Annotated in this window: 16 protein-coding genes and 1 tRNA gene; 10 read left to right on the forward strand and 7 right to left on the reverse strand. The window is 61.2% G+C overall.

The genetic code is table 11. The annotated features are described in order from the left end of the window. The first annotated feature begins 21 nt into the window (after nt 1–21). The 3 genes from ACFVSJ_RS06105 to ACFVSJ_RS06115 are packed head-to-tail and all read left to right on the forward strand — an operon-like array spanning nt 22 to nt 2,498. Nucleotides 22–729 carry a TetR/AcrR family transcriptional regulator gene (locus ACFVSJ_RS06105; protein WP_387435169.1) on the forward strand — a complete coding sequence of 236 codons (708 nt, stop codon included), beginning with the start codon at nt 22–24 and terminating at the stop codon, nt 727–729. Further along, nucleotides 695–1,705, forward strand: coding sequence for an ABC transporter ATP-binding protein (locus ACFVSJ_RS06110; RefSeq protein ID WP_387435171.1), 1,011 nt, complete (start codon nt 695–697; stop codon nt 1,703–1,705). The genes ACFVSJ_RS06105 and ACFVSJ_RS06110 overlap by 35 nt, the downstream gene beginning before the upstream one ends. After that, nucleotides 1,698–2,498: an ABC transporter permease subunit gene (locus ACFVSJ_RS06115; protein ID WP_387435172.1), complete on the forward strand. Its 801-nt coding sequence runs from the start codon at nt 1,698–1,700 to the stop codon at nt 2,496–2,498. Before ACFVSJ_RS06110 ends, ACFVSJ_RS06115 begins: the two co-directional genes overlap by 8 nt. On the opposite strand, the gene ACFVSJ_RS06120 is transcribed toward ACFVSJ_RS06115, so the two are convergent. Further along, entirely contained in the window at nt 2,495–3,094 is a 600-nt protein-coding gene (locus ACFVSJ_RS06120; RefSeq protein WP_387435218.1) for an acyl-CoA thioesterase, read from the reverse strand. The two genes, ACFVSJ_RS06115 and ACFVSJ_RS06120, sit on opposite strands and share 4 nt — an antisense overlap. Before the next feature lie 179 nt (nt 3,095–3,273). Between ACFVSJ_RS06120 and ACFVSJ_RS06125 the strand changes: the two genes are divergently transcribed. Together ACFVSJ_RS06125 and ACFVSJ_RS06130 are read left to right on the forward strand one after the other, a co-directional pair. Then, a complete protein-coding gene (locus ACFVSJ_RS06125) occupies nt 3,274–3,495 on the forward strand; it encodes a hypothetical protein (protein WP_387435173.1) in 222 nt (73 codons plus the stop codon). Between the two features lie 44 nt (nt 3,496–3,539). Continuing rightward, nucleotides 3,540–4,307, forward strand: a complete 768-nt coding sequence (locus ACFVSJ_RS06130; protein ID WP_387435175.1) for a potassium channel family protein — start codon at nt 3,540–3,542, stop codon at nt 4,305–4,307. Between the two features lie 47 nt (nt 4,308–4,354). Here the strand turns inward: ACFVSJ_RS06130 and ACFVSJ_RS06135 are convergent. Further along, nucleotides 4,355–4,436, reverse strand: a tRNA-Tyr gene (locus ACFVSJ_RS06135). A gap of 129 nt (nt 4,437–4,565) precedes the next feature. Continuing rightward, entirely contained in the window at nt 4,566–4,832 is a 267-nt protein-coding gene (locus ACFVSJ_RS06140) for a hypothetical protein (RefSeq protein ID WP_387435176.1), read from the reverse strand. A gap of 200 nt (nt 4,833–5,032) precedes the next feature. Here ACFVSJ_RS06140 and ACFVSJ_RS06145 point away from each other — a divergent pair, with 200 nt between their 5' ends. Continuing rightward, a complete protein-coding gene (locus tag ACFVSJ_RS06145; RefSeq protein WP_387435177.1) occupies nt 5,033–5,524 on the forward strand; it encodes a YajQ family cyclic di-GMP-binding protein in 492 nt (163 codons plus the stop codon). An 81-nt stretch (nt 5,525–5,605) separates the two neighbouring features. On the opposite strand, the gene ACFVSJ_RS06150 is transcribed toward ACFVSJ_RS06145, so the two are convergent. Next, nucleotides 5,606–5,788, reverse strand: a complete 183-nt coding sequence (locus ACFVSJ_RS06150) for a tyrosine-type recombinase/integrase (RefSeq protein WP_387435220.1) — start codon at nt 5,786–5,788, stop codon at nt 5,606–5,608. A 319-nt stretch (nt 5,789–6,107) separates the two neighbouring features. On the opposite strand from ACFVSJ_RS06150, the gene ACFVSJ_RS06155 reads away from it, so the two are divergent. Next, nucleotides 6,108–6,425 (forward strand): hypothetical protein, encoded by a 318-nt coding sequence (locus tag ACFVSJ_RS06155; protein WP_387435178.1) that lies wholly within the window; start codon nt 6,108–6,110, stop codon nt 6,423–6,425. 365 nt (nt 6,426–6,790) lie between these two features. On the opposite strand, the gene ACFVSJ_RS06160 is transcribed toward ACFVSJ_RS06155, so the two are convergent. From ACFVSJ_RS06160 to ACFVSJ_RS06170, 3 genes are all read right to left on the reverse strand, one after another. Next, a complete protein-coding gene (locus ACFVSJ_RS06160; RefSeq protein WP_387435179.1) occupies nt 6,791–7,402 on the reverse strand; it encodes a hypothetical protein in 612 nt (203 codons plus the stop codon). Between the two features lie 421 nt (nt 7,403–7,823). Continuing rightward, nucleotides 7,824–8,066, reverse strand: a complete 243-nt coding sequence (locus tag ACFVSJ_RS06165; RefSeq protein WP_387435180.1) for a hypothetical protein — start codon at nt 8,064–8,066, stop codon at nt 7,824–7,826. Between the two features lie 73 nt (nt 8,067–8,139). Then, nucleotides 8,140–8,382 (reverse strand): helix-turn-helix domain-containing protein, encoded by a 243-nt coding sequence (locus tag ACFVSJ_RS06170; protein WP_387435181.1) that lies wholly within the window; start codon nt 8,380–8,382, stop codon nt 8,140–8,142. Nucleotides 8,383–8,438: 56 nt separating this feature from the next. Here ACFVSJ_RS06170 and ACFVSJ_RS06175 point away from each other — a divergent pair, with 56 nt between their 5' ends. The 3 genes from ACFVSJ_RS06175 to ACFVSJ_RS06185 all read left to right on the forward strand — a co-directional run bounded on the left by ACFVSJ_RS06175 (nt 8,439) and on the right by ACFVSJ_RS06185 (nt 9,605). Further along, a complete protein-coding gene (locus ACFVSJ_RS06175; RefSeq protein WP_387435182.1) occupies nt 8,439–8,624 on the forward strand; it encodes a hypothetical protein in 186 nt (61 codons plus the stop codon). A gap of 380 nt (nt 8,625–9,004) precedes the next feature. Next, nucleotides 9,005–9,277, forward strand: coding sequence for a toxin HicA (locus ACFVSJ_RS06180; protein WP_387435183.1), 273 nt, complete (start codon nt 9,005–9,007; stop codon nt 9,275–9,277). Beyond that, nucleotides 9,264–9,605, forward strand: coding sequence for a type II toxin-antitoxin system HicB family antitoxin (locus tag ACFVSJ_RS06185; RefSeq protein WP_387435184.1), 342 nt, complete (start codon nt 9,264–9,266; stop codon nt 9,603–9,605). Before ACFVSJ_RS06180 ends, ACFVSJ_RS06185 begins: the two co-directional genes overlap by 14 nt. Nucleotides 9,606–9,755 lie beyond the last annotated feature (150 nt).

Here is a 9,755-nt window from a genome sequence, read left to right on the forward strand (position 1 = left end):
CAAGTGTTTAGTGTTTGAAACATGCGTTCAACCGCAGAGGATTTAACCACCCGGGCCCGCATCCGGGACGCCGCCATCGGCCTGTTCGGCCGGGACGGCTTTGCCCGCGCCACTGTCCGCTCGGTGGCAGCGGAGGCAGGAGTAAGCCCCGGCCTGGTCATCCATCATTTCGGCAGCAAGGCAGGCCTCCGCGAAGTCTGCGACCAGCACGTCCTGGCCCAAACAGCCAGCCAGGGCCGCGAGAAGACAGATCCCGGGACCACGCGGCTCCTCATCCAGGACTACCTGAACAACCCGCACGAGTACGCGGACGAGATTGCCTACATCCGGCAGTCCCTCGGCGATGAATCGGACGCCGGAGATGCCTTCTTCGACGGCGTGGTCAGCCAAACGGAGGACATCATCCACTCCGGCATCACAGCAGGCACCATCCGGAAATTCGAGAACGTCCGGGCCACTGCCGTGGTGATCGCATCAAACAGCCTGTCCATGCTGATGCTGGGCCGGCACGTTTCCCGGGTCTTGGGCACTCCAGTCTCCGAACCGCACGGCATCGGCCCGGAACTGCTGCGGCACCTGACATTGCCCGCCCTGGACATCTACACCCACGGCTTCTACACAGATTCGCGGTTCCTCGAATCGGCCCGCGAAGCCCTCCAACAACAACCAAGCACCACCGAAGGGAGCATGCCCCGTGACCCAGGCAATCGTCGTCGAGGGGTTGCGTAAGAAGTTCGGCCACCGCGAGGTCCTGCACGGACTGGACTTCGCCGTGGACGCCGGGACTGTGTTCGGCGTGATCGGGCCCAATGGCGCGGGCAAGACCACCACCATGCGCTGCCTGCTGGACATCATCCGCCCCAGCGCGGGAACCATTTCCGTGCTCGGCCAGGACCCGAGGCGGGCAGGAACAGCCTTGCGGCGAAGGATCGGGTACCTGCCGGGTGAACTGCATCTGGAGAACCGAACCACGGGCCGCCGCGTGGTGGAGCACTTCGAGGCCATCAGCGGCCCAGTGGACCGCAACCATGTAAAGGCCCTGGCGGACAGGCTGGACCTGGACTTGGACCGGCAGACCCGCAAGCTTTCCAAGGGCAACAAGCAGAAGCTGGGACTGCTCCAGGCGTTCATGCACAGGCCTGAACTGTTGGTGCTCGACGAGCCCACCAGTGGCCTGGATCCCCTGGTCCAACAGGAGTTCCACGCCATGGTCCGCGAAGCCGTGGACGGCGGCGCCACCGTTTTCCTCAGCTCCCACGTCCTCAGCGAAGTGCAACAAGCTGCGGACGCCGTGGCCATCCTGCGCGACGGCGGCATCGTCACCATTTCCACCGTGGAGGCGCTGCGGAACGCAGCCGTGCGGCAGCTGAAGTTCACAGCCTCCGGAACGCAAACGCACGACGTCGGCGCGTTGCTGGCACGGGTGCCGGGCGTCGCCAACGTGGTACTGCGGGAAGTGACCGCCGACGGCGCCTCCCGCCCTGCGGTGGAGGCCACCGCCAGCCTTTCCGGCCAGGTCCAACCGCTGATCCGCGAATTGGCCAGGTTGGAACTCACCGACCTGGTGCTGGAGGAGCCCGACCTGGAAGAAGCGGTACTCACGCTCTATACGGGCCACTACAACGGCAACGGCCATCATTTACCGGAACAACCGGCGGCGACGGGCAGCAGCGCCGCACCCAAGGAAGAAGCCCACCATGCCTAGGATCCTGCCCCTGTTTACCAAGGCCCTGACGGATTCCTGGCGCTCCACCATCGCGTGGGGGCTGGGACTGACTGGCGCCATCATGCTCTACCTGCCGCTCTACCCGTCGATCGGTGGCAGCTCGCAGATGCAGCAAATGATCGATGCCCTGCCCCGCGGAATGACCAAGGCCCTGAACTACGACCAAATCGCCACTGGAACCGGCTACACGCAGGCCACCCTGTTCGGACTGATCGGCTTCCTGCTCATGTCCCTGGCCTCGGTGGGTTGGGGCGCATCGGCCGTTGGCGGCAACGAGGAATCCGGACTGCTGGAACTCACGCTGGCACACAGCGTCACACGCATCCAAGTGGTCCTGGAACGGGCCTTGGCATTGATCGTCCGGGTGGCGGCACTGGCGCTGCTGGTCTTCGTCCTGGTCCTGGTACTGAACCGGCCAGCCCAACTGGGGATCGACGTCGGGCATCTCGCCGGAGCCGTGGTGCTGTTCGCGGCCCTGGCGCTGCTCAGCGGCACCGCCGCCTTGTGCGTCGGGGCGCTGACCGGCCGGAAGGTCTACGGGATCGCCGCGGGTGCCGCCATCGCCGTGCTGGGCTACGTCTTCAACGCGGTGGGCCGGCAGAGCCCGAACATGGAATGGCTGCTGAACCTCTCGCCCTACCACTGGGCCTACGGCAATTCGCCCGTGACCAACGGCGCGGATTGGGGAGCCGCGTTCGGGCTTCTGGGCATCTCTGCCGCGCTGATCGCCGTGGGTGCCCTTGCCCTGCAGCGCCGCGACGTGGGGGTCTAGCCCTGGCGGTGACTCTTGCCTTGGATGCGTTGTTGTCCGCGGACGTCCGGCAGGTCCCATGCGTGCGGGGCCGGACGACGGGCGCCCGGGAGGGCGTTGTTTTCCCGCCACTCGTGGATCCAGTCCGGAAGTTCCAAGTCCGCTGGCGGAGCCCCGAACTCAGCGATGATGTCCTCCTGGCTGACCGGCTTTCCCTTGCTGACCAGCCGGGTGGCGATATGCGCGCGGGCATAAATCTCGCCGTCCACCACCATGCGCTGCTCAAAATAGATGGCCTTGGTGTCCAAGCCGATGATGCGGGTCTCAACGGTGTAGCGCTGCCATAGCTGCAGCGACTTCCGGAACGCTATGGTCTCGCCCGCGGCCACCGGGCTCCAGCCGCGCTTGCGCATCCTCCGCCAGATGCCGCTGCGCACCATGAGGTCGAATCTGCCCAGATCCATGAGGGAGAAGTACATGCCGTTGTTGACGTGCATCGCTATGTCGATGTCAGTGGGCAGAACGCGCAACGGCAGGGACGAGGTGTCCCAAACACCCAGTGGCGACCGCTTGGCGGACGTGAAAAGCAGCATGATCGTGCGGAGAAGCAAGTGCATGGCCTCCATGTTACCCATGAGTAACCTGCTGCGGACAGGGGCATCCACCAGGCGGACCGAGCGCGCCAGTCAAGACCGCTTTATGTCCAACGTTTGCACAAACGTTTACCGCAGGTTCACGAAAACCGTGCACAATATCTGGAACTCATGAACTCGCAGAACAAAACAGGGGGGCTCCTTTGAGCGCACTGCAAACCACCACGGCAGGCGGGGACGTCTGGCCCGAGCTCGCCATCCGCCAGGAAGTGATCCTCGCCGACGCCCGCGGCAACCGGATCGAAGGAACCATCGACGGCATGACCGATGACCGCAGCACGCTGTGGATCCAACTGAAGGGTGGCCTGGGCCGCCAACTGGTCCATCACCTGGACGGCTACTGGCTGGAAACTCCGGCGGCGTAAAGCCACCAAGTCCGGGCGGGACCCGCCGTGACTAGTATTCCCGTATGACGCAAGCGCGATACCGGGACCTCGTCGAGTGGCCCCTCATGATCACGGCCCTGATCTTCCTGGCCGCCTACGCCTGGCAGGTCATTGGACGCGTCGACGGCGCCGCGGCCCAACCCTTCGAAGTGATCCTGTGGATCACCTGGGGCATCTTCGCCCTGGACTACATCGCCAACCTGTGGCTCGCCGAAGACCGCAAGCGATGGTTTGTCTGGAACCTCCACGAACTCCTGATTGTGGCGCTCCCCTTCTTCCGGCCCCTCAGGCTGCTCCGGCTGGTCACCCTCCTTTCGGTGCTGCACCGGACGGTCGGGGAAACCCTTCGTGGACGCATCGCCACCTACGTGGCCGGCTCCGCCGCCATGCTGGTGCTGGTGGGCGCGCTCGCCGTCCTGGATGTGGAACAAGGAGCGCCGGACGCGAAGATCGTGACGTTTGGCGACGCGCTATGGTGGGCCATCACCACCATCACCACAGTCGGTTACGGCGATCTCTACCCTGTGACGCCGATTGGCCGCATTGTCGCAGCGGCCCTGATGATGAGCGGCATCGCCGTCCTGGGTATTGTCACGGCGTCGATTGCCTCATGGCTGGTGCAGCGGATCGAAGAGAACGCCGAGGACGTCGCCGCGGCTGCGGGGGAGAAAGCCGCCGCGGCGGAGGAGCCCGTTCGCGCCGAAATGGCCAAGCTCCTTGCCGAGATCACGGCGTTGCGCGGGGAGATCGCCGAACTGCGTGAAAGCACGGGGCGTGGACCGCAGCTTTGACGCAAAAAATCCCCGGAACCATTAGTTCCGGGGATTTCCCGTTTGGGTGGCAGATGAGGGATTCGAACCCCCGTAGGCAGTGCCAGCTGATTTACAGTCAGCCCCCTTTGGCCGCTCGGGTAATCTGCCGAACTTCAAAAGAAGATCACTTCCGGAAGACCATTTCTTTCGATCCGGTAACCGAAGGCAGAGACAACCTTACAGAAGTTTCTGCGAAGAATCTAATCGAGGGTGGAAGGTCCCGAAATGCCCGGATTTTCAGGCTTCGCCGAGGATCCGGCCAGCCAGTTTCGCTTCAAACTTCGCGGCCTGCTCTGCGGTGATTTGGTTGAGCTCCACGGCCCGCTGCAGGTCCGCGTGAACGCCGTCCATCCGTGCTGCGGCATTGGGGACCGGGCTCAGGACGATCGACGCTGCCACGGCGGCCGCGGCCACTGCGCTTGCCGCGGCTACCGCAGCCGTGCCGATGGAGCCGGCCGCAGCGGATGCGGACTTGCTGACGTAGTGGACGGCCTTGTTGCTCATGCTTACCTCCAGGGGTGGCTTTTCCAACTGGTACAACTCTCGGACAGCCGGCTCGGTTCCAACCATGCGTGTGCTGTGAGCGAACTGTGAAAGGTAACTCCCGCCCCACCAAGGCGCTTCCGTACTAGGCTTGAGGGCAGACAAACAGGGCTTGATGGCAGACAAACCGCCCTTACCGGGCCCCCAACCTAAGGAGAGTCATGGCAGGCGAATCAACATTCGACGTCGTCAGCAAGGTGGACAAGCAAGAGGTCGCCAACGCGCTCAACCAGTCGCAGAAGGAAATCGCGCAGCGCTACGACTTCAAGGGCGTCGGCGCGGAGATCGACTTCAGCGGCGAGAAGATCCTCATGAAGGCCAACTCGGAGGACCGCGTCCTGGCCGTCCTGGACGTCTTCCAGTCCAAGCTGATCAAGCGCGGCATCTCACTGAAGTCCCTGGATCAGGGCGAGCCCTTCCCCTCGGGCAAGGAATTCCGCCTGGAGTGCAGCATCAAGGAAGGCATTGCGCAGGACATCGCCAAGAAGATCAACAAGATCATCCGCGAGGAAGCCCCGAAGTCCGTCAAGTCCCAGATCCAGGGCGACGAACTCCGCGTCACCTCCAAGTCCCGCGACGACCTGCAGGAAACCATGGCGATCCTGAAGAAGTTCGAGGAAGCCGACCTGCAGTTCGTGAACTTCCGCAGCTAAGACGGATCTGACCGCGTGATTACTGGGCGTTTGTCCCGGTAGTCCGCACAGAGTCCGCAAAATCTCCGAGGACCGCAGCGATCAGCCTGATCCTGCGGTCCTCGTTTTGTCCTCGGCAGTCGGCCACAAGTGCGAGTAAGTATTCAGGGTGATTGACGGCGCCGCGTGGCCGAGGGCCCTCTGGACGGTCACGACATCGCAGCCAACCGCGATGAGTCCGGAGGCGTAGAAGTGCCGCAAATCGTGAAGGGTGAATGCGTCGATGCCGGATGCCTCTCGAACCTGCTTCCACCGGTCAGCCGCGGAGTTGCGATTGAAGTACGACCCTCCGTACCCAAAGAGCTATTGCTCCTTGCCGAAGACGCCGACTTCCTGAACATGCTGCGCAAGCTCCTGGATATGTTCTTCCGCTAAGTAAACAACGCGCTCTGAACCGTGTTTTGGCGGGACAATTTGGGCTTCCGCCTTGGTGCTCCCTTGGATCTGTCGGGAGACACAGATCGTTCGGCGCAGGAAGTCCACGTCCCCTAGTGCCAGGACGGCGGCTTCTCCCAGGCGCAGCCCAGCGAAGGCGCACACGGAAATGAACGGCGCAAACCAGTCAGGGGCGACCTTCAGCGCCACCCTGAGCAACGCAGGCGGCACCCCAGCCGTCACGCTGGGCACGGAGAACGGAGTCCGGAACCTCTACTCCCCAGGCGGAACCGGCGCCGGCGGCCGACTCCTCAACCCAGTCCACACGACGCAGCGGCCCATGACCATCGCTGCCGTATTCAAAGCCGCCGCGGGAGTCACCGACGTCGCAGCCATGACCGGAACCACGATGGGACGCGCCGCAACAGGCAATTACCAAAGATCGTCCGGCGGTGCGACGCCGACAAGTATCAACCATGATGGCTGAGTATTCATGCTCGTTGCCAAGCGGCAGATGCAGGGTTCTCGTACATCATCCGAGCCGACTCTACGGAAGTCACAGACCCCACCGGCGCCACGACAGTCCCCAGTTTCGGTGGCATCTACTTCGGGTCTGCAACCGCCGGGCAAGTCTCATTCGTCCGAGAGCTCATCTATTGGCCTACCCAGCTGAGCCTTTCGGATCGAAACGCAGTCCACGCCTACATGAAGTCCCGGTATCCCGAACTCCCGTAGCAGAATGAATGACCCCCACCCCTGCAAGGGTGGGGGTCATTTTGCTAGAGCGGTTTCCGAGGCGCCCAGGTGTGGAAAGCTTTCCGCATTGCCGGATCCCTCACTCACGGCGCATCGTCAATTGATCTGAGCGCGCACAAATCCAGTGACGAGCACCCTGCCTGAAGTGGACTCATTCATTATGCAGGCCACGCCCTCCCCGCGTTCTAACAAGTACAAATAATGTTGGTTGAGAAGAGCAATCAACTTGTCAGCTACCTGCAATCCGAATGCCGCCCCCTCGGACGGTTCCGGCATGCTTTGATATGGATTCGAGGCGTGCAACCACGCACTCAGACGACCCCATGTCGGCAGATACTCATCCTCGGTAAGGTACCCGCTGGTGAGGGCGCGCATCTCGATCGGCTCACCTGTATCGTTCGGGATTCGTGTGAAGGGAACTGGCCAGAATTCCGGGTTCAATTGCCGTACAAGTTTCAACGCGTCGTTGTGTTCCTTCTTTGCGAAAGCTGTTGACACAGCTTCCACGGCCTTCCTATTGGTGACCAGCGATGACAACGCGACCATTTCAAGGGCTAATCTTAACTGTAAGAGGCCTGATTCGACAGACGCATAGACGGGTGGCTGCTGGAGGAATTCCAATGCTGCGTCTATGCGTGCCTTTATTCGTTCCATTTGATCTGCATAGAGCTCGCCGTCAGCCGACGAAAGGGAAACAAACTCAGTCATTGTGCAATTATCTATGACGACTCTGACCCCGGGGACATCCCCTCCTCCTGCCTCGTCGCGTCGCCCCTCCAACGATAGCGAAAATCTCCCCCGAGGTTGCCCACGCAGGGCGCTCGACTGTCACTGAGAAGCTCTTGGAGCTATTTTGACCGCTGCACCGCTTGCTTGCAGGGCATTTTTGACCCCCACAGAAAAAGCTCCCGCGGGTGGTGCGGCTCAATTTTCGAATGACCTTACTTCCCTTTATTTGCAAGGAAATAGTGTGACAAAGCCTAGCGAACGGTGCCCCAACTCATGCAGCCCTTGGCGCAGCGCCATTCCTTTGCCCGGCTCCCGAGAGTTTGCTCAACCTGGGGGCGCAAGCGGACATCGCCGTCGCATTGCGGACACAGATCGGGGACCTGCTCAGCAGTCGTCATGTTCAGGCCTCTTCCTCGGTGATTTGTTCCACTACGTCAGCCCTGAACGTGCGGATCTCGCCGGTGGCATCTAGGCACAGATCGATGACCGAGATGTTGAGCTTGTCGCCGATCGTGGCGAGGCGGCCGACGTTCCTACCGCCGTTGCTGCTGGCAACACCGGTTCCTATTTCACCGGTGGCCTTGATGCGATAGCGCCGCGTTTTGTACGGAGACGAGGTGAAAGTCTCGATTAAGTTTGGCACGGGATTCTTCCTTCAAAATCTAATTGTGAGTGGACACCTCAATCTTGCCAAACGGCACCGACAATCTGGGCAGTCATTCTCTTGAACTTAGGATTCGCAGCGCCCGGGCAACTTCCACCCGTTGCTCCTGGGTGTACGGTGGCCGCGGTCCGGGAGTAGCGATGATGGACTGGTAGTGCTCCTCTGTAAAGCGGAACAACCTTCCGATCTTGCTATGGGGCCACTTGCCCGCGTGACACATTCGACGGACTGTCTCTGTGGAGACTTTCAACCGTGCGGCGATCTCGGCCGCTGTCAGCATTGGAGTCGTATTCATGCCATCGAGGATATTCGCCGAATGCTCGAAGGGGCCCTGTCGCTACGATCAATGCCATGAGCATCCCCAAACTTGCTTACTCGTTCGAGGAAGCCGCTGTAGCGACTGGCTACAGCATCGACACGATCCGTCGTGCAGTGCGCGCCAACGGCCTTGTTGCGCGCTACGCCAACTCAAAACCCGTGATCCTCACGGATGAGCTCAACGAGTGGCTGCAGTCGCTTCCCACCGAGCGACCGTAGCGGCCACCCGACTTCATGTCGAACACCATGTCGGGAGATAGATCCTTCGTCTAGTCCGCAAAAAGTCCGCAAGAGACCCCAAAGCGGCCGGCCTTGGGGTACGCCGACCAACGACGAAAACCCCGCCGTCTAAGGGCCCGCAACGCAAGCCAAGGTCGGCCAAACATCAACCCTCAGTTCGTGAACTTCCGCAGCTAAGTCCCGCTCGAGGTTTATCGGGGACGTCACGCTCCCGAGCGTTCATAGAGGGCCGCAAGGATCATCGTTGTTCCCTGCGGCCCTCTTTCTTGCTTCTTCCCCGCGGTTTAGCCAGAGAGGTTGGGTGTTCAAGCCACTCTGGACTCCTTGGCAAGTTGGTCCCAATAATGGGACCATTGTGCATGGTCAGAGTTGAGGACATAGAAGCCGCAGCCCGCAATTCTCCGAAGAACATGACCTTCGCAGACCTGGCAAAGCTCGCGAGGAAGTACTTCGGGGAACCCCGAAACTCTGGCAGTAGCCATTACGTCTTCAAGACGCCATGGCCAGGCGACCCCCGGGTGAATATCCAGGATGATCATGGCAAGGCGAAGCCGTACCAAGTGCGGCAGGTCATACAGGCTATCGACAGGCTCAGAGAAGCAGAGGAGGCAGACGATGATGACGACAACTGAAGTACCAAAGGTGGCACACTACCGCTACACCGTGACCTGGTCCCCTGAGGACGGGGAGTACGTTGCGCAGGTTACGGAATTCCCCTCGCTTTCCTGGCTGGCCGCGGACAAGGACGAGGCTCTACACGGTCTTGAAAAGCTGGTCAACGAAGTAGTACAAGACATGATCAGCGAGGGTGAGCAAGTACCAGTTCCCTTGGTTGAGCGTGAGTTCAGCGGCAATCTTCGAGTTCGGGTTTCACCCGCAAAGCATCGCCAGCTCGTCATTCTCGCCCAGGAGCAAGGTGTCTCGCTGAACCGATACCTGGTGGAACGCCTCGCCGGGTAGTAATAACGGGCAACCAGGCCGGGGGGGGGGGCCGCGAGAAGCGGGGGGCGCCCCCGCGGGTGTTGTGGGCTAAGTTAGTACTAGTGCCAAAATGCTCGAAGGAGTTTTTGTGAAAGAGTTATTGTTTATGTGGTAGGGGAATAAATATAA

This window comes from Paenarthrobacter sp. NPDC058040, from assembly GCF_042885775.1.
Taxonomy (GTDB): domain Bacteria; phylum Actinomycetota; class Actinomycetes; order Actinomycetales; family Micrococcaceae; genus Arthrobacter.

Coding starts and splice junctions, on each gene's coding strand:
- ACFVSJ_RS06105 (WP_387435169.1), top strand. CDS start 22: ATGCGTTCAACCGCAGAGGATTTAACCACCCGGGCCCGCATCCGGGAC.
- ACFVSJ_RS06115 (WP_387435172.1), top strand. CDS start 1,698: ATGCCTAGGATCCTGCCCCTGTTTACCAAGGCCCTGACGGATTCCTGG.
- ACFVSJ_RS06120 (WP_387435218.1), bottom strand. CDS start 3,094: ATGCACTTGCTTCTCCGCACGATCATGCTGCTTTTCACGTCCGCCAAG.
- ACFVSJ_RS06130 (WP_387435175.1), top strand. CDS start 3,540: ATGACGCAAGCGCGATACCGGGACCTCGTCGAGTGGCCCCTCATGATC.
- ACFVSJ_RS06140 (WP_387435176.1), bottom strand. CDS start 4,832: ATGAGCAACAAGGCCGTCCACTACGTCAGCAAGTCCGCATCCGCTGCG.
- ACFVSJ_RS06145 (WP_387435177.1), top strand. CDS start 5,033: ATGGCAGGCGAATCAACATTCGACGTCGTCAGCAAGGTGGACAAGCAA.
- ACFVSJ_RS06155 (WP_387435178.1), top strand. CDS start 6,108: ATGAACGGCGCAAACCAGTCAGGGGCGACCTTCAGCGCCACCCTGAGC.
- ACFVSJ_RS06160 (WP_387435179.1), bottom strand. CDS start 7,402: ATGACTGAGTTTGTTTCCCTTTCGTCGGCTGACGGCGAGCTCTATGCA.
- ACFVSJ_RS06170 (WP_387435181.1), bottom strand. CDS start 8,382: ATGAATACGACTCCAATGCTGACAGCGGCCGAGATCGCCGCACGGTTG.
- ACFVSJ_RS06175 (WP_387435182.1), top strand. CDS start 8,439: ATGAGCATCCCCAAACTTGCTTACTCGTTCGAGGAAGCCGCTGTAGCG.
- ACFVSJ_RS06180 (WP_387435183.1), top strand. CDS start 9,005: ATGGTCAGAGTTGAGGACATAGAAGCCGCAGCCCGCAATTCTCCGAAG.
- ACFVSJ_RS06185 (WP_387435184.1), top strand. CDS start 9,264: ATGACGACAACTGAAGTACCAAAGGTGGCACACTACCGCTACACCGTG.